The sequence below is a fragment of the Mycobacterium mantenii genome, assembly GCF_001667865.1.
Taxonomy (GTDB): domain Bacteria; phylum Actinomycetota; class Actinomycetes; order Mycobacteriales; family Mycobacteriaceae; genus Mycobacterium; species Mycobacterium mantenii_A.
The window spans coordinates 48,785-70,179 of the sequence record NZ_LZJP01000069.1; the positions used below are offsets into that span (position 1 = coordinate 48,785).

Sequence of the window (21,395 nt, forward strand, 5' to 3'; positions counted from 1 at the left end):
CGTAGGGTGTGGCCGGTGGCCGCCACCGCCCTCTTCGCCCGCCGCGCGACACTGACCCGGTCGGTGCGGCTGCTGTCGGAGTTTCGCTACGAGCAGCCGGATCCGGCCCGCTTCTACGGCGCCCTGGCCGCCGACACCGCGGCCATGGTGAGCGATCTGTGGCGCGCCACCCGCGATGAGCCTTTTTCCGGCCGCACGCTGCTCGACGTCGGCGGCGGGCCGGGCTACTTCGCGGCGGCCTTCGCCGACGCCGGCGTCCGCTATATCGGGGTGGAACCCGACCCCAGCGAGATGCACGCGGCCGGGCCCACCGTCGCCGGCGGCGCGGGGACCTTCGTGCGCGCCTCCGGAATGGCGCTGCCCTTCGCCGACGACTCCGTCGACATCTGCCTGTCCTCCAACGTCGCCGAGCATGTGCCGCGACCCTGGCAGCTCGGCGCCGAGATGCTGCGGGTGACCAGGCCGGGCGGGCTGGCAGTGCTGTCCTACACCGTCTGGCTGGGGCCGTTCGGCGGCCACGAGATGGGTCTGACCCACTATCTGGGCGGCGCCCGCGCCGCCGCCCGCTATGCCCGCAAGCACGGCCATCCGGCCAAAAACAACTACGGGTCGTCGTTGTTCGCGGTATCGGCGGCCGCGGGGCTGAGCTGGGCTGAGAACACCGGGGCGATGGTGGCCGCATTTCCCCGCTACCACCCACGATGGGCATGGTGGCTGACCTCGGCGCCGCTGCTGCGTGAGTTCTTGGTGAGTAATCTGGTGCTGGTCCTGCAACCCCAATAGTGGAACGTGTTCTCGTTTTGCGTCGGCTTGGGTAGGGTGACGCCCATGCCCGCCCACGGCGATGCGCAGGGCAGTGCGACCACAAAGGACAAGAGGAGCGGCGGAAGATGACCGACATCAAGACCGAGTACGACAAGCTTTTCATCGGCGGCAAGTGGACCGAGCCGTCGACGAATGAGGTCATCGAGGTGCACTGCCCGGCGACGGGCGAGTACGTCGGCAAGGTACCGCTGGCCGCGGCCGCCGACGTGGACGCCGCGGTCGCCTCCGCCCGCGCCGCCTTCGACAACGGCCCGTGGCCGTCGACGCCGCCGAAGGAGCGCGCGGCCATCATCGGCAATGTGCTCAAGCTGATGGAGGAGCGCAAGGACCACTTCGTCAAGGTCCTCGGCCTCGAGACCGGCCAGCCGCCGACCTCGGTCGAGACGATGCAGTGGATGAGCGGCATCGGGGCGATGAACTTCTTCGCCGGCCCCGCCGTCGACCAGGTCAAGTGGCGCGAAATCCGCAATGGCGGCTACGGCCAGACCATCGTCTATCGTGAGCCGCTCGGCGTGGTCGGCGCGATCGTGGCATGGAACGTGCCGCTCTTCCTGGCGATCAACAAGCTGGGCCCGGCGCTGCTGGCCGGCTGCACCGTGGTGCTCAAGCCGGCCGCCGAAACCCCCTTGAGCGCAAACGCTTTCGCGGAGGTCTTCGCCGAGGCCGGCCTGCCCGAGGGCGTGCTTTCGGTGGTGCCCGGCGGCATCGAAACGGGCCAGGCGCTGACGTCGAACCCGGACGTCGACGTGTTCTCCTTCACCGGCAGCTCGGCCGTCGGCAAGGAGATCGGCAAGCGCGCGGCGGAGATGCTCAAGCCGTGCACGCTGGAACTCGGCGGCAAGTCAGCGGCGATCGTCCTCGACGACGTCGACCTGGCGGCGTCGGTCCCGATGCTGGTGTTCTCCGGGATCATGAACACCGGGCAGGCCTGCGTGGCCCAGACCCGTATCCTGGCGCCGCGCTCGCGCTATGACGAAATCGTCGACGCGGTAAGCAATTTCGTGCAGATGCTGCCGGTCGGGAAGCCGGACGACCCGGCCGCCCAGATCGGGTCGCTGATCTCGGAGAAGCAGCGCGCCAGGGTCGAGGGCTACATCGCCAAGGGCGTCGAGGAGGGCGCGCGGCTGGTGTGCGGCGGCGGTCGCCCCGAGGGCCTCGACGAGGGCTTCTTCGTGCAGCCCACGGTTTTCGCCGACGTGGACAACAAGATGACGATCGCCCAGGAGGAGATCTTCGGGCCGGTACTGAGCATCATCGGATACGACAGCGAGGAGGACGCGATCAAGATCGCCAACGACTCCGCGTACGGGCTGGCCGGCAGCGTGTGGACCACGGACATCGACCGTGGCATCGCGGTCTCGGAGAAGATCCGCACCGGCACCTACGCCATCAACTGGTACGCCTTCGACCCGTGCTGCCCGTTCGGCGGCTACAAGAACTCCGGCATCGGCCGCGAGAACGGGCCGGAGGGTGTCGAGCACTTCACGCAGCAGAAGAGCGTGCTGATGCCGATGGGCTACACCATCGAGAGCTAGTTCTCTTCGCGGGTGTGCGGCTAGCCGCACCGTCGACCCCGAGTGTGCGGCCAGCCGCGCATTCGGGGTCAGCCGTCTATAGCGAGACCGCGGCCGAAGCCGGCCGCGGGGGCTTGGGCCGCCAGCCACCCCAGCTCTCGAGATTATGCAATAAAGCATAATTTTCGGGCATTTGCGGGACCGCAAGTGCGGATCCCGCCACCCTCCGCCGCAAATTATGCGGCGTACATCACACTTGGCCTGAGAAATTGCTTAATTTACGGGTGTCTTATATGCTTCATAGCATAATCAAGGGCCGCGCACAGGCCGGGAGAACATCATGTGGATCATCGAACTGAACGTCGCCGGCTATCAATACACCCGCGAGATGCCAGACTTGCGGCGTCGCACATTCCGCTTCAGCCCACGTCATATGCACTGGCCGGCGTTGCGGCACTCGCACGCTGCATGACCCCGGCCATGGGAGATACGCCCGCGCCGACTATCGGCGAGGCCGCGCCGGAGCAAACACCGAAACGCGGCGGCACCCGGACGAAAATGTTGGCCAGCGCCGCCGAGGTGATGCGCGAGCGCGGAGCGGCCGGCGTGACCATCGACGCGGTGCTCGCCCGCAGCGGCGCCCCCCGCGGCTCGGTGTACTACCACTTTCCCGACGGGCGCAACCAGATTCTGACCGAGGCGCTGCGCTACTCGGGTGACTCCATCACCGCAATGATCGACGACGCCGCCGGCCGTGGCGCCCGGGTGTTGTTGCAGGAGTTCGTCAAATTCTGGGAGCGGCTGCTCACCGAGGGCGGCTTCACCGCCGGCTGTCCGGTGGTGGCGGCGGCGATCGGCTGTTCGGACGACGACGGTCCCAATCTTTCCACCGAAGCCGGCGCCATCCTGGGCCGCTGGTGCACCGCGCTCACCCGCGCGTTCGTCAACGACGGCTTCGATAACGCCGATGCCGCGTCGCTGGCCGTGACGTCGATCGCCGCGCTGGAGGGCGCGATCCTGCTCTCCCGCTCCACCCGCAACGCGGGCCCGCTACACCAGGTTGGGGAGCAGCTCGAATTCCTGATCAAGGCAAAGGAATTCGTGGTCCGGAACAAGATTCCGGGCAAGCAGGACGCTTCGCAATGACCAGCTCAGTCGCTGGCCGGTAGCGGCTTGACCTCTTTGAGCTGCAGGGCGGTCTGCCCGATGCTCAGGCTTCCCGCGCCCGGCTTGGTCACCAGCACCTCGGCACCGGTCTCGTCGACGTAGCGCTTGCCCATGACCGTGCCGTCGGCGAAAGACGGGTCCAGTTCGCCGGACCGTTCGCCCCCGACCGGCACCATCGGCGCACCGCCACAACGCAAGTCGTCGAGGCTGTCGGCGCTTCTGACGACGATCACCTGCGTGTCGCATACCTGGCTGGCGAGGCGGGTTCCGTTCTTGATCATGCGCGTAATCCTTCTAGCGTCTCGATGATTTCCCTCCGAAGCACCTTGCCCGTGGGTGTGGTTGGCAGCTCGTCGCGAAACACTACGCGGTCGGGGGTACGCGAACCGCGCAAACTCTTGCGGACGTGCTCCCGCAATTCCTCGGGGTCGGGGTCGGCGCCGGGCCGCGGCACCACCACGGCGACGATCGCCTGGCCCCACTGCGGATCTTCGACCCCGACCACGGCGACGTCGCGCACGTGCGGGTGCTCGACCAGCACCTCCTCCAACTCCGCGGGCGCGATGTTCTCGCCGCCGCGAATGATGGTGTCGTCGCTGCGTCCGCCGATGAACAGGTAACCCTCGTCGTCGAGCATCGCGATGTCCTTGGTCGGGAACCAGCCGTTCTCGTCGAGCACCGAGCCGATCCCGGTGTAGCGGCCGGACACCTGCTCGCCCCGCACGAACAGTTCGCCGGTCTCGCCCGGCGGCAGCACGTTGCCGGCCTCGTCACGGATCTGCACCTCAATGCCGGGCACCGGGCGTCCGACCGACCCCAACCGCTTCACGGCGGCCGCATCCGACGCCGCCTGCGCCGCGCGGTGGTCGTCGGGGGTCAACACCGCGATCGTCGAGCTCGTCTCGGTCAGCCCGTAGGCGTTGACGAAGCCCACCCCGGGCAGCAGCTCGAGCGCGCGGCGAACCAACGGCAGGCCGACCTTCGAGCCGCCGTAGGCCAGGTTGCGCAGCGACGGAAGCTCGTGTCCCTCGGCCTCCAGCGCGGTGACGATGCGGTCCAGCATGGTGGGAACCACCGTCGCGGTGGTCACCCGCTCGGCGTTGACCAGCCGCACCCATTCCGCGGCATCGAAGTTGGGCAGGTAGACCATCTTGCGGCCGGCGTAGAGATTCGACAGCGCCGCGCTCACCCCGGCGATGTGGTACGGCGGCACGCAGATCAGCGCGGCGTCGTCGGGCTGGGCCGAATCGAATTCGACCGAACCGGTGATGTAGCTGGTCAGGTTGTTGTGCGAGAGTTCAACGGCCTTGGGCTGCGAGGTGGTGCCCGAGGTGAACAGCACGATCGCGACCGACTCCGGGTCGGGGAACTCGGCGGCGGGCTCGGCGCTGCGCGCGGCCGTCAGGAATTCGTCGGACCCCAGCACCCGTTTCGACGACTCGCCGACCGCGTCCCGATAGCGGCTGTCGACGATCACCAGGGGTTCGGGCAGCCGCTCGATCAGCGCCTGGATGCCCTCGGCGGACAGCCGGTAGTTGATCGGGGTGAAGGCCACCCCGGCGCGGGCCGAGGCGAAGATCAGCACCGGCAGCAGCGCTCCGCCGGTCCCGACGTAGGCCACATGCTGCGCGCCCGACGCCGCGATGACGCCCGCACCGCCGTCAGCGAGATCACTGAGCTGCTGCGCAGTCAGTCGCATGGAGCCCGACGGCCCTTCAGAAACGACGGCCGTGCGGTCGGGGTTGCCCGACGCGGCCATCTCCAGCAGCAACGAAATACTCACGCTTGAACTTTCTCCGGTAGCGGCACGTTACAAACCTAGCCAAAAGTGTCATGCTCGACTGTAGTTTAGATCACCCGGGCATCTCCCGGTCCAGCGCCGTCGGCAGGGCCCGGGCGTCCGTCGCACCACAATGGTTTACCCGCGGTCTCTCCGCCGCCGGCGCTCGCATGACCCCGAGCGGTGAACTTGACGCCGACGATCAGCAACATGCAAGCGCGGCCGACGCCCAAAGCGCCGACCCGGCTCCGCGCCGGACTGCCCCGGCATCGCCGAGGACAGTGCGGACACCGAAAACCTTGCGGCCGAAGAGGATTGAGCCGCTTAGCGGAATATCAGGTCCCCGTCCACTTGGGTGGGCGCTTCTCCGCGAAGGCGATGGCGCCTTCCTTGGCGTCGTTGGAGGAGAACACCGGGGCCAGCAGCTTGTTCTGCTCGGCGAACATGTTCTCCGGGCTCCAGCCGCGGGACTCGACGATGATCCGCTTGGTGGCGGCCACCGCGAGCGGCCCGTTGGCCGCGATCCGTTCGGCCAGGTCGATCGCGGCGTCCAGCGCGCCGCCGGGCTCGGCCAGCACGTTGACCATGCCCAGCGCATGCGCGCGCTCCGCGCTCAGGTTCTCACCGGTCAGCGCCAGCTCCATGGCGATCGCGGACGGGATGCGCTGCGGCAGCCGCAGCAGCCCGCCGCCGCCGGCGACCAGCCCACGCTTGACCTCCGGAATGCCGAACGCCGAGTCCTTCGAGGCCACGATCAGGTCGGTGGCCAGCGCCAGTTCGGTGCCGCCGGCGAGCGCGTAGCCCTCGACCGCCGCGATCAGCGGCTTGACCGGGGGACGCTCGGTGAAGCCCATGCCGCGGCCCTCGACGATGGGGAGCTCACCGCGGGCGAAGGCTTTGAGATCCATCCCCGCGCAGAACGAGCCACCCGCCCCGGTGAGGATGCCCACCGAAAGGCCGGGCTCGTCGTCGAGCCGATCCACGGCGGCGGCCAGGCCATTGGCCACCGCGGAGTTGACCGCGTTCTTGGCCTTCGGCCGGTTGATCGTGATGATGAGAATTCGATCCCGTTGTTCGACCAGAACTTCGGGTTCTTCGGTGCCGGCCTCTTGGTTTCCACTGCTCACGGTGCCGCACAGCTCCTTACACGATCGGTGGCTTTGAGATAGCTCCTGACGGACCGATGGTAACCGTCGGCGGAAACGGCGTTAACGCCCCGGAGAGATTCGGCTTACCGCCGGGGCCGATTGACTAGAAACGCGGCCCGATCACGCCGGAGCCATCGCGGCTTCGATGACGGTCAGCTTTTCGGAAAGCCCTGCGGCCCTACGTATTTCGATGAAGTCGGCGACCATGGCGTCGGAAACCTCGTGCGGGTCCTCGAGCGTGGCCCCGTCGGAGAGCACCGAGATGTTGAGCTGATCGACGTAACTCCACACGGTGATGTTGAGGCCGCTGCCGGCGGTCAACGGGCCCACCGAATAGATCTCGGTGACCAGTGCCCCGCCCACCCGGCCGCGCTCCCGCGGACCGGGCACGTTGGAGATGTTCAGGTTGAGAATCTTGTTGTGCCCGTCGCGGCCGGACGCCCAGCGGAAGAAGGCCTGGGTAGGCGCCGGTGGCATGTAGGCCGCCCACCGGCTGACCAGCTCCGGTCCCATCAACTGGTTGCTTTCCTTGGCGGCGATCGCGTTCTCGTGGCTGCACCGCACCCGTTCCAGCGGATCGTCGGAATCCGTCGGCAAACCGACCAGCACGCCGGTGAAGCGATTGCCGGAGATCCGTTCGGGTGAGAAGTCGAAACTCATCGGCACCGACGCCAACAGCGGTTCGGCCTTGCCGTCGTACCGCAACAACAGCGTGCGCAGCGCGCCGGTCGCCATGGCCAGCACCATGTCGTTGATCGTCACCCCGAGCCGCTTGCCGGTCTCCTTGACGTCGGCCAGGGCCAGGGTGGCGGTGGCGAACCGCCGTTCCGCGGTGATCTTGTGGTTCATGAAGGTCGGCGGCGGCTCGAAGGGCCGCGTCAGTTCCGGGGAGAATTTCCGCGAGCTGCGGCGCACCCGGCCCAGCCCCTGGGCGGTGTAGCGGATGGTGTGCGGTAGCCGCCCGACATGGCGCATGTGGTCGGCGAAGGCCGACGCCATCAGCTGCCGCGAGGTGGGCGCCGGGTCGCAGACATATGGGCCGCCCTCCGGGCCCGGCTGCAGGTCCATGCCCCGGGCCATCAGGTTCGCCGACGCGACACCGTCGGCCAGGGCGTGATGGATTTTGCCGACGACCGCGATCCGGTTGTTGGCCAAGCCCTCCACGAAGTACATCTCCCACAGCGGACGGCTGCGATCCAGCGGCGTGCTGGCGATTTGCCCGATGGCCTCGTCCAGTTCGCGGCGGCCCCCGGGCGGCGCCAGCCGCCACGGGCGGATGTGATAGTTCAGGTCGACGTCGCAGTTCTCCCGCCACATCGGGTGGTGGAAGTGCAGCGGCACCTCGACGAGCTGGTAGCAGAACGGATCGAGCTTGTTGAGCCGGCCGGCGATGACCTGACGAAAGGCGTCGACGTCGAACGACCGGCGGTCGGCGTCCAGCTCGATGACCGCGGCCTTGATGGTGTGCATGTGGACGTTCGGCGCTTCGCTGTACAGCAGTACAGAGTCCCACCCGCTAAGCCTTTTCACCGCTGCCCCTTGCCCATAGACGGACCATACTCAGCGGTGGCGGCTCAGATGACCTCTTTTGCCCCGACGCGCGTCTTGGTTCGGTAAATCTGGTTCAGGAACAGCGAAGTGACGTGCGCCGCGGCGCCGGCTCGCTCGCCGTCGATGAGGTCGTACCCGTGTCCGGCGCCGGGGAATTCCAGATAGCCGACCATCGAATGCGACACCGCCCGCAACCGCTCCACGAAGCTGCGCGCCTGCTCGACGGGGATGACGGTGTCCTTACTGCCGTGAATGACCAGGAACGGCGGCGCGTTGCGGTGCACGCGCGCGATCGGGGACGCGTCGCGGAAAACCTCGGGTCGACGGGCGATCGACTTTTTCACCACGACCCGCTCGAGGAATTCGACGAACCGTTCGCGCTCCGGCGTCGAGCGGTCCTCCCAGTCGTAACGGCCGTAGATCCCAACCACCGCGTCCACCGACGTGTCCGCGCCTTCCGGCAGTTTCGCCTGGAATTGCGGATCGTCGGGCGTCAGCCCGGCCAGCGCGCACAGGTGGCCGCCGGCCGAACACCCCGCTATCGCAACGAAATCGCGGTCGCCGCCGAACTTGTCGACGTTGGCGCGCGCCCACGCGATCGCGGTTTTGACGTCGATGATGTGGCGCGGCCAACGGTGGTGCGGCGAGACGCGGTAGTTAACCGCCAGGCACACCCATCCCTGCTCGGCGAGCCGTGACATGAGCGCCGACCCCTGGCCCATGCACTTGCCGTGCACCCAGGCGCCGCCCGGCAGGAAAATCAGGACCGGCGCGGGCTGCGCGGGCAGGTCTTTGCGCCGCCAGACATCAAGCACTTGATCGGGGTGGTCGCCGTAGTGGACGGCGCGGCGGTGGAGGTAGCGCTTCTGACGCAGGCCGTCCCAGATCGGCGGTGTCTTCTCGGCGACCGGCCATTCCGTCTCGAGATCCGCGGCGGCCACGACCCCGCGCAACGCGGCGAGGGAGACCTGTTGGGTGCTCGCCCGGTCGCGGCGCCGGGCGTCGCCGATCCCTGGCGTGAACCAGTCCTTGGTGGCCGCGGAGATAGCCTCCGGTGCGTGCCTGGCGCCCCAGACGCCCATGGCGGTCAAACCACCAAGGGGCTCAAGGTGCTTACCGACCACGGGCAGCGAAGCCCCGGCCGCGCTCAGCGCCAGCGCATAGTCACCGGGACGGGCCCGGAGCAACCATTTGACGCAATCGGTAACGCCCGGTCCATTCGCCGTCATGCAGGGGACTGTACCCCTCCGTACGTTTCACAAACTGACGTTTTCGTAGAACCGTCGGCGGTGGCTGAAACGCTTTGCCCGGCAGGCTCGCTGAGTCCGGTATTTACGCTGTTTGAACCGATCTCGTGGTTCGCTGACATCCGGGAAATTTTGCTGTGGACGACACGCTTACCTGGCCACCAGGTCGGCGATCACCCGGCCACCCACCATGCGGACGCCGGTCAGCGTCAGCCCCACCTGCGCGGCCAGCGCGGCGGCGCTGTCCACCCCGACGGATGCCCAGCGAAACCAGGGTCCCACCTCGCCCGCCGACTCCAGCCGGACCCATCGCGAACAGATGCCGATGGCCTCGGCTTCGAATTCGGCGACGCAACGGCCACCGCGCGCCAGTAGCTCGAAGGCGCGCCCGAGGATTCGCCGCGGGTCCCCGCCGAGCCCCACATTGCCGTCGACCAACAGCACCGTCTGCCACAGGCCCGTGCCCGGCAGCGGCTCGAACACGTCACCCAGCAGGGCCGGTGCACCACCGCGACCCGCCAGCTGGATCGCGGTCGCGGACCGGTCGATACCGAGTGCGGGGATGCCCCGCTGAATCAGCCTCGCCACCAACCGGCCCGGACCGCAGCCCAGCTCGATGGTCGGCCCGGTGCACATCTGCGTGACGGCTTCGTCGAAAACTTCGTCGACGGCTTCGTCGAATGGGGGGCCAGATCCGTCACCCGGACATCGCACACCCAGCCAGCGGTGCGCCGGCAACGGCCGTAGTTCCCCGTCGTCATGACGGATCCAACATCGTTCCCCGCCCAGTGCCCGATCGTAAAGTTGCCCAAGCATTTCACGTCCCTCGCGTCCTGGCCGATCGGGCGGCGTGGCGACGCGCGGTCCCGTGCGGGACGTTGCGGCGGCGTACCGGTAGACCCCAACAAGCTGACGGCAAGCAGGTGCGTCAGCATTGCACCGATACCCCGATCGTGGCTTTGCTAATCCATTTCTCTTCCTAGGCCCGTCCTGCGGCTACGGTGCAGCGCCCGGCATGGTTCACCGGCCTGCGGCGGCCGGATGCGTACCCCGCCCTCGGTCACCGTGCCGGACATGCCCGAATGCTCTTCATCGACAACGCTTTTCGCCGCTTCTAACCGCGACGGGCGGTCAGAGATTCAGCCGAACAGGAACGTGTCGAGCAGCGCGTTCACCCGACCGGGGTCCTCCAGCGCCGCGAGGTGCGCGACGCCGTCGAGCACCGTGAAGGACGCGCCCCGAATCGAGTCGGCCATGGCGCGGGTTTCGGCCACCGGAAAGGTGGCGTCTTCCGCGCCGGCGACCACCAGCACCGGGGCCGTGACGCGGCCCAGCAGGGCGTGCTGGTCCGGCCGCGCGGAGACCACGCTCCGCACCGCCCAGCGGACCGAGTCGGTGTCCACCGCCTGCACGTTGTTCCGCACGGTGTCGACCACGTCCGGGCGGGTGCGCAGCGTCGTCGGACCCAGAAAGGCGCGGACGGCCGAGTGCGTCAGCGGCGGCCGGATCCCACCCAGCGCCGTCGCCAACCGCACCAAGACTGCATACTGCACCTTTTGCGCGACACCGGCTTTCGACGCCGTGCAGTTCATCAGCACCGCGCGGTTGAGGCGGTCGGGGTAGAGGGCGGCGAAGGTGCCGCCGATCATTCCTCCCCACGAATTGCCGACGAAGTGCGCCCTGTCGATGGCGAGGCCGTCCAGCAGGTCGACGACGCAGCGCGCGCAGTCGGTGAAACTGAACATCGCGTGCAGCGGCGCGCTGCCACCGTGGCCGGGCGGATCGATGAGCACCAGGCGATGGCTGTCGCCGAAGTGCGCGGCCTGCCCGGCCCACAGGTCGCCCGTCATCAACAGGCTGGGCCACATCAGGATGGCGGGCCCGGTCCCCGTACTCACCTGAACCCGGAGCGTCCCGAGAACGGTATCGACGAACCGCGTAGCCAGCCGGGGGGTGTTGGCGGTCACGCTGCCTCCTGACGTCGTGGCGTGCGCGGCGGATCACACATCGCCGTGCCCTTGATTTTCCGCGTCGGTGATACTTGACCGGTGACGGACAACGATGTTCATCCTGACCTGCAGCGATTCGCCCGCTTCGCCCCACGACGGCTCGTCGGCCCCCGCACCCTGCCGTTCGTGCGGAAGGGGCTCGCGTGGCGGGGGCGGCTCGGCAAGCCCGTCGCCGGCGTCGAGGCGATCACGCTCGATTCGGGGGCTGGTGTGCGCCTGTTCCGCCCGGCCGGGGTCACCCAGGCGACGCCGGCGCTGCTGTGGATCCACGGCGGCGGGTACGTGATCGGCACCGCCCAGCAGGACGACCAGCTGTGCAGCGGGTTCAGCAAGCGGCTGGGCATCACCGTCGCATCGGTGGATTACCGCCTGGCGCCTGAACATCCGTATCCCACACCGCTGGAAGACTGCTATGCGGCCCTGACCTGGCTGGCCGGGTTGCCGGCGGTGGACCGCTACCGCATCGCCATCGGCGGCGCCAGTGCGGGCGGCGGCCTGGCGGCGGCCCTGGCCCTGCTGGCCCGGGACCGCGCCGAGGTGAGCCCGGCATTCCAGCTGCTGACCTACCCCATGCTCGACGACCGCAGTTCGGCCACCGCGCCCAGCGCGAAATACCGGCTGTGGGACAACCGCAGCAACAGGTTCGGCTGGGCGGCATATCTGGGCAACGCCGATCCCGAGGTCGCCGTTCCCGGGCGCCGCGACGACCTCAGCGGATTGCCGCCGGCCTGGATCGGGGTGGGCACGCATGACCTGTTCCACGACGAAGACCTGGCCTACGCCGAACGCCTGCAGGCCGCGGGGGTGCCGTGCCAGGTCGAAACCATTCCGGGCGCGTTCCACGGCTTCGACCTGGTTTTGCCGAAAGCCCAAGTGTCGCGGCGGTTTTTCGACAGCCAGTGCGACAGTCTGCGCGCCGCGCTGACCCCCACCGCCTGACCCGGCTCACATCGCGAAGTACACCAACTCGCCGCCGATGACGGTGGCCGCCACCAGCCCGGCGTCCAGGGCGGCCAGTGCCACAGCGGGCGGCTCGTTGAGCACGCACAGGTCCCCCGGCTGCCCGATCGCCACGGTGCGCGGCCGTCCCGGCTGATCCGGCCGGCCCAGAAACATCGTCAAAGCCTCTCGCGCCGAGACACATTCACGCCTGCCCAGCACGGTGCCCAGGAGTGTGGTGCGGTGCACCGCGGCGCGCATCGCCGTCCAGGGGTCGCCGTGGCCGAAGGGCATGTCGGTGGACAGCGCGACCGGGACCGTCGCGTTGCGCAGGGATGCGACGCGCCACAGCTGATCGTGCTCGGCGGCGGGGACGTCGTCGAGGTACTGATCGCCGCGCTCGGCGACGAAGTTGGGCTGCGTCACCACCGTGACCCCGAGCTCGGCGAGGTCGGCCAGGTTGTCGTCGGGCACCACGGCGGCGTGTTCGATGCGGTCTCGCGGATGGCTGCCGGCCGCGCGCAGGGCCGCGATGGTCACCACCAGCTGGGCCGCGGTCACGCAGTGCACGGCCACCGGCTGGCCGTTCTCATGCTGGCAGGCAATCCATTCCGTGAGGGCGTCGAGGTCCAGGCGATCATCGTGCAGGATCTTCTTGCCCGGCGACAGGAAACTCAGCCGCGGCCGGAACTCGCCACACTGGTGCGCCGCCGACAGCGACGCCATGTCGTCGGCGTCGAGATCGGGGCTGGCGTCGGTGACGCCGGTGACGCCGGTCGCGGTGATCCGGCGGCTCAGTTCGGCCAGATCGGTTTCGCGCCGTTGCAGCGCCAGCGACCAGCCGCGGTCGGCGCTGCGCAGCCGGCCGTCGGGATGTTCGGCCAGGCCGACCCGCCCCAGCGCTTCGGAATTGAGGATCCACAGCGCCCCGCTGCGGTGCTGGATGCGCACCGGAACGTGCGGAACGATGGCGTCCAAAGCGCCCCGGTCCAGTTCTCCGGCAACCGAATCGTGGTAGCCCACAGCGCGAATCCAGCCGTCGGGCCCCGGTGTGGCGTTCGCCAGCAGTTGGGTGAGCTGCGCTGCGGTGCTGACCCCGGGCGGCCCGACGAAGAACGAATCGAGCGCCGAGGCCGCCGAGCGCAGGTGCACATGGTGGTCGTGCAGCCCGGGCAGGACGGCGCCGCCGCCCGCGTACAGCACGCCCTCCCCCGCCCGCGCCACCAGACTCTCGCCCGGCGGTGCCATCTCCTCGATCAGCGCACCCACCCGGATGTCTGTCGTGGTCCCGTCCAGCAGGGTAGCCCGCTGAATCAGCATGACAGGCAACGTCTTTGGCCGACCAGGTGGCGCACCGTCTCGTTATCGGCGCCCGGCCCGGACGCCGGACGCGACGCCGCCGGGGCCGACGGTGGTGACACCGGCGCCGACGATTCCGACGGCACCGTCGGCAGCGCCGCGTAGGTCGCGGCGACCCCGGCCATGGACACGCGGATCAACTCACCGCCACCGCGGCCCAGGCATTCGGCCACCGCCAGGGTCGCCTCCAGCCCGGTCAGTGGGTCGGCGATGGCGTCACCGCAGAACACCGGTCCCTGGACGCTGGTGCCGACCAGGCCACCCGCCACCGCGGTGTCGTCGCCGAATCCCGGTCTGCGGCCGTCATAACCGGTGATTTGCAACCAGATTCGGCCCGCGCGCGGTGTGACGTCGTCGGGCCCGAGCCCTCGGCGTGCCAGCGCCGCCGGGCGCGAGCCCTCGATGACGATGTCGCTGGCCGCGAGCAGTTCCCGCAATTCGTCGGCCTCGCTGTCGAAATCGACTGTATAGCTTAGCTTTTCGCCGTTCATCCAGTCGAAAAAGGTGCCGTCCCCGGCCCGGGTGCCGTCCGGGCGGCGCGGGCTTTCGACCTTGACGACTGTCGCTCCGGCGCGCGCCAGCAGCCGCCCGCACAGCGGGCCCGCCCACATCGAGGACAGGTCGGCCACCAGCAGGCCCTGAGGCGCACGCGGCGCCGTCCGCGCTGCGCACCGGCTCAGCCGGGGCGGCGCGGGCGCGGCCTCGCCCAGGCCCGCCACCGGAATGTCCAGCAGCCCGGCCCGCTCCACGACCTCAGCCACCGAGCGGGTGGCCGCCCAGCGTTGCAGCGCCGGCCACGGGTCGGCGGAAACGTCATCGACTTGCAGCAACGCCGGGACGGCGTCGAGGTCGTCGGCGCGCGAAAGGGTGAGCGCGCAGCAGCCGTCCCGTGCGGTGAGCAGGCGGGTGCCGCCGCCGGGCGAGACCCGACCGCCGCGGGTCAGGCCCAGCAAGGCCGCCCGCCCGGTCAACAGGCTCACCGCGTCGACGCCGATATGCAGGCGGTCGCCGATGGCCGAGGCCACGTCGTGCGCGCGGGTCAACACGCCGGCGCGGGAAAAGTCGGCGGGACCGTCGGGCAGGCCGGTCAGGTAGGCCAGCCCGCTGCTGCCCCACGCTTCGGCCCGCTGGGACTGCCCTTTTGACGACGCCGAACTCACGCCCCCATTGTGCGCGTGGCCCGGGCCGGCGCGGCGACCGGCAAACCCGGCTCAGAATTGCAGCGCGTGAAAGCGCCAGTCCAGCACCGGGCGGTCCGGTTCATCCGCGGTGTCGCTGACCGCATACACCAGCGACCGCAGCCCCAGCACGCCCCCGTGATCGGTCGGCTCGGCGGATTCGACGTGCAGCTCGCTGTATAGGGTGTCGCCCTCGTGCACGGGGCCGGTGTGATCGCAGGATTGCCAGTTCAGCACGGTCACCAGGTTGGGCAGCAACCTGCTCGCCTGCGCCAATGCCAGCCCGATGGTATGCCCGCCGTACACCAGGCGTCGGCCGCCGACTCGCGAATCATGATGCGTGGCAGCGATGTTCAGAGTGAGCCGGGCCAGTTCGGGAGCGCTGCTGACCACGTCGGCGGTGCTGTGCAGCACCGATCCCGCCAGGCCGGCATCGAAATGCGGGCCGGGCACCTTGTCGCGGAACACCGCCCCGTTCCATGTCGCGGTCGGATCGTGGACCGGGCCGGGCACGTCGACCCCGATGGCGGACAGATCGTCGTGCGGCTCGTGGTCGGGCTGCCAGTCCGGGCCGGCGGGCAGCATGCCGCATCGGTAGAAGTCGAGCACCAGCTGGTCGGCCTGGTCGATGGTGATCATCCGCAGCGCCACCAGCCCCGTCGGGGCCCGGCCCGGCTTGGGTGAATTTGCCCGCAGCCCAACGACTTCGGTGCGGGTGTAGAGGGAATCGCCGATGATCGGGAACCGGTGAAACACCAGGCCGCGATAGAACAGGTTGGCTTTGACCCGCTGGGTCACCAGCGTCGACTGCCCGATCGCCACGTCGCACACCAGCGCCGGGTGGGCCAGCGGCGCGGGCAGGCCCGTCACCGCCCCGCACAGACCGGCGTCCAGCGCCAGCCGCAGCCTGTCCCCCACGATCGCCTGGTGCGCGCCGGCCAACCCCGGCGACAGGGTCATCGAGGGCGCCCAGTCGAACACCTGCCCCACCGAGAGGTCGTCGAAGTACGGTCCGCCCTCGCGGATCCCCGCATACCCGTGACTCGTCACAACGTCCCATGCTGGCAGGCTGTGGAATCGAGGGTCAACTTCGTGGCGATCGCGAGCGCGGCCGTGGCGATCGCAAGCGCGGCGCAGCCGGGCGCAGCGGATCGCCACAATCGGCATAAGCCGCGCGAAGCGGGTCGCCACTATCGGTGTGGAGGGTAATCGCAGGTGAACGACGAAGAAGAGATGCTGGTCGCCACGGTGCGGGCGTTCATCGACCGCGACGTCAAACCGGGCGTTCGCGAGGTCGAGCACGCCAACACCTACCCCGAGGCGTGGATTGAACAGATGAAGCGGATCGGCATCTACGGCCTGGCCGTCCCGGAGGAATACGGCGGGTCGCCGGTGTCCATGCCGTGCTACGTGCGGGTCACCGAGGAACTGGCGCGCGGATGGATGAGCCTGGCCGGGGCGATGGGCGGGCACACGGTGGTCGCCAAACTGCTGACACTGTTCGGCACCGAGGACCAGAAGCGGAGCTACCTGCCGCGGATGGCCAGCGGCGAGGTGCGCGCCACCATGGCGCTGACCGAGCCCGGCGGTGGTTCGGATCTGCAGAACATGGCGACCACGGCTCTCCCCGACGGCCCGGACGGTTTGGTGATCAACGGTTCCAAGACCTGGATCAGCAACGCGCGCCGTTCCGGGCTCATCGCCCTGCTGTGCAAGACCGACCCGAACGCCCGGCCGCGCCACCAGGGCATCTCGATCGTGCTCGTCGAGCACGGGCCCGGCCTGACGGTGTCGCGGGATCTACCCAAGCTGGGTTACAAGGGCGTGGAATCCTGCGAGCTGTCGTTCGACGGCTTCCGGGTGCCTCGGTCGGCGTTGCTGGGCGGCGTTGCGGGCGAAGGCTTTTCACAGATGATGAAAGGGCTGGAGACGGGACGCATCCAGGTGGCCGCCCGCGCCCTGGGTGTTGCCACCGCGGCGCTCGACGACGCGCTGGCCTACGCTCAGCAGCGCGAGAGTTTCGGCCAGCCCATCTGGCAGCACCAGTCGATCGGTAACTACCTGGCCGACATGGCGACCAAACTCACCGCGGCCCGCCAGCTCACCCGGTACGCCGCCGAGCGATACGACAGCGGCGAACGCTGCGACATGGAAGCCGGGATGGCCAAGCTGTTCGCCTCCGAGGTCGCCATGGAGATCGCGCTGAACGCGGTGCGAATCCACGGCGGCTACGGCTATTCCACCGAATACGACGTCGAACGCTACTTCCGGGACGCGCCGCTGATGATCGTCGGTGAGGGCACCAATGAGATCCAGCGCAATGTGATCGCCCGGCAACTGGTGACGCGGGGCGGAATCTGACCAGGCCCGCCAATCTCGCGGCCCGCGAAGGAACTTTCGGAGTATATTTACCTGACTTCTCCGGCTGGCAAACCGTCGCGTAAGCAAAGTCGTTCGCCGGCCGCGGGAACCACAGGGAAAGGCAGCCGCCATGAGTTATCCTCCCGTGCCGCCCGGAGGTTCGCCCGAATGGCCCGGGCAGCATCCGGAATGGCAAGGCCAGCAACCGGAATGGCAGGCCCAGCAGCCCGCCGGGTGGCAAGCTCAGCAGCCGCCGGGCTGGCAGGGACAGCCACCCGCGGGATGGTCGGCGCCGCAGCCGGGATGGCAGGAGCCCGAGAACTATCTCGTGTGGGCGATCCTGTGCACGGTGTTGTGCTGCCTGCCGCTCGGGATCGTGTCGATCGTCTACTCCACCAAGGTGTCCGGGCTGTGGGCCCAGGGACGGTATGCGGAGGCCCAGGAGGCGTCCAACAACGCCAAGAAGTGGGCCATCATCGGCGCGATCGTCGGTGCCGTCGTCGCGGTGATCGGGGTTGTCGTGTGGTTCGCCATGTTCGCGGCGATCGTGTCCTCCATCCCTTCCACGACCACCACCACCTATTCGGGCTTCTGAACCGCGATCTCGTCCACCAGCCCCCAGGCCAGCGCGGTATCCGAGTCGATGGTGCGGCCGGACAACACGAGATACGCCGTGCGCCAACGACCTATCCGCCGCGTGACGCTGACGGTGCCCCCGGCCCCGGGGACCAGCCCCAACGCCAATTCGGGTAGCCCGAACACCGCGTCACCGCCGGCGAGGACCCATCCGCAAAACGCCGCCATCTCTATTCCGCTGCCCATCACCCGGCCGTGCACCTCGGCGCGGCACGCCCGGCCGAGCCTGGCGGTCAGCGCGTCGAGCGCCAGGGCGGGGCTGTAGCGGGTACGGGCCAGATGCGCACTCGCCGGGTCGGCGAAGGTGCCGAACTCAGCGAGGTCCCCGCCGCTGCAGAAGGACGGCCCGTGGCCGCTCAACACCATTCCGGTGACCGACGGATCCAGTTGCGCGACCGCCAGGGCCTCCAGCAGCGCGGCGCGCGCATCGGTGGAGAACGCGTTGTGCCGATGCGGCCGGTTGAACGCGATGCGCACGACATCCCCGTCGCGCTGCACCCGCACCGGGTCGGCGGTCTCGGGCACTCCGGCCGGCCCGCGCTCGCGTAGCCACCGCGCGAACTCCGGGCCCGCCTGCAGGGTGGAGTACGCCAACGACTCGGTCACCACACCGGACAGCGTCGGGCCCTGCGGATCCACCGCGCGCAGCACGTCGTCGCAGATCCCACTGGCGTGCGGCCAACGTCGACAGCGTGCGGTCAGCTCGTCCACGGTTTCCGGCGCAGAATCGACGGTGATCACCCGCCGATCGGCGCAGGGATCCTCGGTTAGGGTGAAAGTTGCTGCGTCAAGCCATGATCCGGCCGCGGCGATGTCGGCGGCCGAGCCCACGCCGACGATCAGCCCGGGCGGCGACGGCGGGCCGTCCTGCGGCGGGCACGACAGGTCGACCACCCGGAGCATCGGTCACACCGAGTACTTCTCGATCAGCCCATTCTTGTAGAGCTTGCCGGTGTCGGTGCGCGGCAGCTGCGCCTCGAATGCGATCGATCGCGGGCATTTGTAGTGCGCCAAGTGGTCTCGCAGCCACGCCGTCAACTCGTCAGCGAATTCGTCGGTGGCGTCGGCCGCATCGACGGTCTGCACGGCCGCCACCACGCGCTGACCCATCTCGTCGTCGGGCACCCCGAACACCGCGGCGTCCAGCACCTTCGGGTGGGTGACCAACATGTTCTCGGCCTCCTGCGGGTAGATGTTCACCCCGCCGGAAATGATCATGTGGTGGCGCCGGTCGGTCAGGTACAGGTAGCCCTCCTCGTCGAGGTAGCCGATGTCGCCGACGGTGGCCCAACCGTGCTTGGAACGAGACGACGCGGTTTTCGTTGGGTCGTTGAGGTATTCGAACGAATACCCGCCCTCGAAATAGATCTCGCCGGCCTCGCCGGGCGGCAACTCCTCGCCGTTCTCGTCGAGAATGTGTACGGCGCCCCCCATGGGTTTGCCGACCGAACCCGGATGCGCCAGCCAGTCCTCGGCGGTGATCAGGGTCGAACCGTGCGCTTCCGAGGAGGCGTAGTACTCATCGACGATCGGTCCCCACCAGTCGATCATCTGCTTCTTGATCTGCACCGGGCACGGCGCCGCCGCGTGCATCACCCGCTTGAGGCTGGACAGATCGTACGAATCACGCACCTCTTGAGGCAGTTTCAGCATCCGGACGAACATGGCCGGGACGAATTGGCCGTGGGTGACCCGGTGACGCTGGATGGCGTCCAGCGTCCCCTCGGCATCGAACTTCTCCATGATCACCGTGGTGATGCCGCCGGCCTGAATGGTCATCGACCACACCGACGGCGCCGTGTGGTACAGCGGCGCCGGGCTGAGGTACACCGCGTCCGGGTCCAGCCAGAATCCGACCAGAGCCGACATCATCCCCGGCGCGTCTTCCGGTGGGACGTGCGGCAGTTCGCGTTTGATGCCCTTGGGCCGGCCGGTGGTGCCCGACGAGTACTGCAGCAGGTCGCCCTCGATTTCGTCGTCGATCGGGGTATCAGGCTGACCGGCAACGCATTCCGGGTAACGCTCCCAGCCGGGTAGATCGCCGTCGGCGATCAGCAACAGCTCGGGCAGCCCGCCCGGCAAATGCTCGCCCAGGCCGGCGAGGGTGTCGCGCTGCGCCGCCGAGCCGACGATGGCCTTCGCGCTGCTGTTGTCGATGATGTAGGCCGCCTCGGCCGCGGTCAGGTGGGTGTTGATCGGCACGTAGTACAACCCACTGCGACGAGCCGCCCACATCACCGCGTGGATGTGCTCGTTGTTCTCCATCAGGATCGCGACGGTGTCGCCCTCGCGCAGACCCGCCTCACGAAACCGGTGTGCCAGTCGATTGGCACGGGCCTCCAGGTCGTCGAAGGTGACGACCGTCCCGGACGGGTACAGGATGACAGCAGGTTTGTCGGCGCCGAGGTAGGGGCGGATCTGCATGCGCAGACTGTACCGCCGCCAAACTTGACGGGTGTTAAGTGGTCGCCAAGGCGGCGCACCCGAGCGTGTGCCGGGGCGGAATGCGGATAAGCACACTGCCCGCGGCCCCGGCGGTTAGCCTTGGCGGGTACGCCACGTTGGCACGGAGGTGCGCATGACCGCCGAGCAGGTATCGGAGCCTGCGGCCTCTCCCTCGCCGGACCCCACATTCGCCGTGTCCGACTACGTCGACGGCATGGAGCGCCTGGTGCATGCCATTCAGGAGCTCTCGCTGGCCCGCAGCCTTCCGGACATCCAGCGGATCGTCCGATTCTCGGCGCGCGCGCTCACCGGCTGTGACGGCGCGACCTTCGTGCTGCGGGACAACGACCGGTGCTACTACGCCGACGAGGATGCGATCGCCCCGCTGTGGAAGGGCAGCCGCTTTCCCATCAGGTCCTGCATCAGCGGGTGGGCGATGCTCAACCGCGACGCGGCGGTCATTCCCGACATCTACCGCGACCCGCGCATCCCGCACACTCTGTACCGTCCCACCTTCGTCAAAAGCCTGGTGATGGTGCCGATCCGCAAGCTGGACCCGATCGGCGCGATCGGCAATTACTGGGCTAACCAGCATCAGCCGTCCGAACAAGAGGTCCACCTGCTGCAGGCGCTGGCCGACTCGACCTCGATCGCGATGGAGAACATCCAGCTTTACTCCGAACTGGAGCAGCGGGTCCGCGATCGCACCGCGGCACTGGAAGACGCCAACGAGGAGATCCGCCGGCTGTCGGTGACCGACGAACTGACCGGGCTGAACAATCGGCGCGGCCTCTACCTGCTAGCCGAGCAGAAACTCAGGGGGGCGCACCACCTCGGCCACAGCTGCGTGCTTGCCTTCCTCGACGTCGACGGCCTCAAGAAAGTCAACGACGAGCTGGGCCACGAGGTGGGCGACGCCCTGATCAGGGACGTCGCCCACGTGCTGCGCACCATTCGCCGCGAGTCCGACATCCTGGCCCGCATCGGCGGCGACGAATTCTGTGTGATGGTCACCGAGAACGACGGCGACACGACGTCGCTCAAGGAGCGGCTCGCCGACGCGTTCTCGAACTTCAACACCACCGGCGACCGGCCCTACCGCGTGTCGGCCAGCATCGGGCTGGTGCGGGTGCCGGTGTCGGATAACTCCACCGTGGACGAACTGCTGGCCCGCGCCGACGAGCTGATGTACGAGGAGAAGAAGGCCAGCCCCAATTCGCGGATCGCGGGCTGATC

General features: G+C 68.6%; 19 protein-coding genes. 7 read left to right on the forward strand and 12 right to left on the reverse strand.

Features of this window, described 5'->3' with window-relative positions:
• Positions 1 to 15: 15 nt before the first annotated feature.
• From A5688_RS11225 to A5688_RS11235, 3 genes are all read left to right on the forward strand, one after another.
• Positions 16 to 783, forward strand: a complete 768-nt coding sequence (locus tag A5688_RS11225; RefSeq protein ID WP_067910965.1) for a class I SAM-dependent methyltransferase — start codon at positions 16 to 18, stop codon at positions 781 to 783.
• 107 nt (positions 784 to 890) lie between these two features.
• Entirely contained in the window at positions 891 to 2,360 is a 1,470-nt protein-coding gene (locus A5688_RS11230) for an aldehyde dehydrogenase (protein WP_067910954.1), read from the forward strand.
• A gap of 459 nt (positions 2,361 to 2,819) precedes the next feature.
• On the forward strand, positions 2,820 to 3,485 hold the full coding sequence (locus tag A5688_RS11235) for a TetR/AcrR family transcriptional regulator (RefSeq protein WP_242660291.1): 666 nt from the start codon (positions 2,820 to 2,822) through the stop codon (positions 3,483 to 3,485).
• Between the two features lie 5 nt (positions 3,486 to 3,490).
• Here A5688_RS11235 and A5688_RS11240 read toward each other — a convergent pair whose 3' ends face one another.
• The 7 genes from A5688_RS11240 to A5688_RS11270 form a co-directional block, all read right to left on the reverse strand.
• Positions 3,491 to 3,787, reverse strand: a complete 297-nt coding sequence (locus A5688_RS11240; protein ID WP_067835139.1) for a hypothetical protein — start codon at positions 3,785 to 3,787, stop codon at positions 3,491 to 3,493.
• A complete protein-coding gene (locus tag A5688_RS11245; RefSeq protein ID WP_067910960.1) occupies positions 3,784 to 5,289 on the reverse strand; it encodes a class I adenylate-forming enzyme family protein in 1,506 nt (501 codons plus the stop codon). Before A5688_RS11245 ends, A5688_RS11240 begins: the two co-directional genes overlap by 4 nt.
• Positions 5,290 to 5,621: 332 nt before the next feature.
• Positions 5,622 to 6,413: a crotonase/enoyl-CoA hydratase family protein gene (locus A5688_RS11250; protein WP_067835135.1), complete on the reverse strand. Its 792-nt coding sequence runs from the start codon at positions 6,411 to 6,413 to the stop codon at positions 5,622 to 5,624.
• Between the two features lie 141 nt (positions 6,414 to 6,554).
• On the reverse strand, positions 6,555 to 7,964 hold the full coding sequence (locus tag A5688_RS11255; protein WP_067835133.1) for a WS/DGAT/MGAT family O-acyltransferase: 1,410 nt from the start codon (positions 7,962 to 7,964) through the stop codon (positions 6,555 to 6,557).
• 44 nt (positions 7,965 to 8,008) lie between these two features.
• On the reverse strand, positions 8,009 to 9,214 hold the full coding sequence (locus A5688_RS11260; RefSeq protein ID WP_067835131.1) for an alpha/beta hydrolase: 1,206 nt from the start codon (positions 9,212 to 9,214) through the stop codon (positions 8,009 to 8,011).
• Between the two features lie 168 nt (positions 9,215 to 9,382).
• On the reverse strand, positions 9,383 to 10,048 hold the full coding sequence (locus tag A5688_RS11265; protein WP_067835129.1) for an SAM-dependent methyltransferase: 666 nt from the start codon (positions 10,046 to 10,048) through the stop codon (positions 9,383 to 9,385).
• A 323-nt stretch (positions 10,049 to 10,371) separates the two neighbouring features.
• Positions 10,372 to 11,100: an alpha/beta fold hydrolase gene (locus A5688_RS11270; RefSeq protein ID WP_082955009.1), complete on the reverse strand. Its 729-nt coding sequence runs from the start codon at positions 11,098 to 11,100 to the stop codon at positions 10,372 to 10,374.
• A gap of 180 nt (positions 11,101 to 11,280) precedes the next feature.
• On the opposite strand from A5688_RS11270, the gene A5688_RS11275 reads away from it, so the two are divergent.
• A complete protein-coding gene (locus tag A5688_RS11275; RefSeq protein WP_067835124.1) occupies positions 11,281 to 12,180 on the forward strand; it encodes an alpha/beta hydrolase in 900 nt (299 codons plus the stop codon).
• Positions 12,181 to 12,186: 6 nt separating this feature from the next.
• Here A5688_RS11275 and A5688_RS11280 read toward each other — a convergent pair whose 3' ends face one another.
• From A5688_RS11280 to A5688_RS11290, 3 genes are read right to left on the reverse strand one after another with little or no spacing between them, the layout of a single operon-like run.
• Positions 12,187 to 13,500 (reverse strand): amidohydrolase family protein, encoded by a 1,314-nt coding sequence (locus A5688_RS11280; RefSeq protein ID WP_067835122.1) that lies wholly within the window; start codon positions 13,498 to 13,500, stop codon positions 12,187 to 12,189.
• Positions 13,494 to 14,699 carry a CoA transferase gene (locus tag A5688_RS11285; RefSeq protein WP_067835120.1) on the reverse strand — a complete coding sequence of 402 codons (1,206 nt, stop codon included), beginning with the start codon at positions 14,697 to 14,699 and terminating at the stop codon, positions 13,494 to 13,496. The genes A5688_RS11280 and A5688_RS11285 overlap by 7 nt, the downstream gene beginning before the upstream one ends.
• Before the next feature lie 51 nt (positions 14,700 to 14,750).
• Complete coding sequence (locus tag A5688_RS11290) at positions 14,751 to 15,767, reverse strand: MaoC family dehydratase (RefSeq protein ID WP_067908358.1); 1,017 nt, start codon at positions 15,765 to 15,767, stop codon at positions 14,751 to 14,753.
• A 165-nt stretch (positions 15,768 to 15,932) separates the two neighbouring features.
• On the opposite strand from A5688_RS11290, the gene A5688_RS11295 reads away from it, so the two are divergent.
• Both A5688_RS11295 and A5688_RS11300 read left to right on the forward strand, forming a co-directional pair.
• A complete protein-coding gene (locus A5688_RS11295; RefSeq protein WP_067908360.1) occupies positions 15,933 to 17,078 on the forward strand; it encodes an acyl-CoA dehydrogenase family protein in 1,146 nt (381 codons plus the stop codon).
• A 130-nt stretch (positions 17,079 to 17,208) separates the two neighbouring features.
• Positions 17,209 to 17,673, forward strand: a complete 465-nt coding sequence (locus tag A5688_RS11300; RefSeq protein ID WP_067835114.1) for a CD225/dispanin family protein — start codon at positions 17,209 to 17,211, stop codon at positions 17,671 to 17,673.
• Here the strand turns inward: A5688_RS11300 and A5688_RS11305 are convergent.
• A complete protein-coding gene (locus A5688_RS11305; RefSeq protein WP_067908362.1) occupies positions 17,658 to 18,617 on the reverse strand; it encodes an enoyl-CoA hydratase/isomerase family protein in 960 nt (319 codons plus the stop codon). The genes A5688_RS11300 and A5688_RS11305 overlap by 16 nt on opposite strands.
• 3 nt (positions 18,618 to 18,620) lie before the next feature.
• A complete protein-coding gene (gene fadD4 / locus A5688_RS11310; protein ID WP_067908366.1) occupies positions 18,621 to 20,138 on the reverse strand; it encodes a fatty-acid--CoA ligase FadD4 in 1,518 nt (505 codons plus the stop codon).
• Positions 20,139 to 20,292: 154 nt separating this feature from the next.
• On the opposite strand from fadD4, the gene A5688_RS11315 reads away from it, so the two are divergent.
• Positions 20,293 to 21,393, forward strand: a complete 1,101-nt coding sequence (locus A5688_RS11315; RefSeq protein WP_068268160.1) for a sensor domain-containing diguanylate cyclase — start codon at positions 20,293 to 20,295, stop codon at positions 21,391 to 21,393.
• Positions 21,394 to 21,395: the final 2 nt, after the last annotated feature.

Bases quoted from the DNA above. Each gene is read 5' to 3' on its own strand.
- A5688_RS11265 (WP_067835129.1), bottom strand. From the start codon at position 10,048: ATGCTTGGGCAACTTTACGATCGGGCACTGGGCGGGGAACGATGTTGG.
- A5688_RS11280 (WP_067835122.1), bottom strand. From the start codon at position 13,500: ATGCTGATTCAGCGGGCTACCCTGCTGGACGGGACCACGACAGACATC.
- A5688_RS11270 (WP_082955009.1), bottom strand. From the start codon at position 11,100: ATGTGGCCCAGCCTGTTGATGACGGGCGACCTGTGGGCCGGGCAGGCC.
- A5688_RS11240 (WP_067835139.1), bottom strand. From the start codon at position 3,787: ATGATCAAGAACGGAACCCGCCTCGCCAGCCAGGTATGCGACACGCAG.
- A5688_RS11300 (WP_067835114.1), top strand. From the start codon at position 17,209: ATGAGTTATCCTCCCGTGCCGCCCGGAGGTTCGCCCGAATGGCCCGGG.
- A5688_RS11260 (WP_067835131.1), bottom strand. From the start codon at position 9,214: ATGACGGCGAATGGACCGGGCGTTACCGATTGCGTCAAATGGTTGCTC.
- A5688_RS11235 (WP_242660291.1), top strand. From the start codon at position 2,820: ATGGGAGATACGCCCGCGCCGACTATCGGCGAGGCCGCGCCGGAGCAA.
- A5688_RS11315 (WP_068268160.1), top strand. From the start codon at position 20,293: ATGACCGCCGAGCAGGTATCGGAGCCTGCGGCCTCTCCCTCGCCGGAC.
- fadD4 (WP_067908366.1), bottom strand. From the start codon at position 20,138: ATGCAGATCCGCCCCTACCTCGGCGCCGACAAACCTGCTGTCATCCTG.
- A5688_RS11230 (WP_067910954.1), top strand. From the start codon at position 891: ATGACCGACATCAAGACCGAGTACGACAAGCTTTTCATCGGCGGCAAG.
- A5688_RS11305 (WP_067908362.1), bottom strand. From the start codon at position 18,617: ATGCTCCGGGTGGTCGACCTGTCGTGCCCGCCGCAGGACGGCCCGCCG.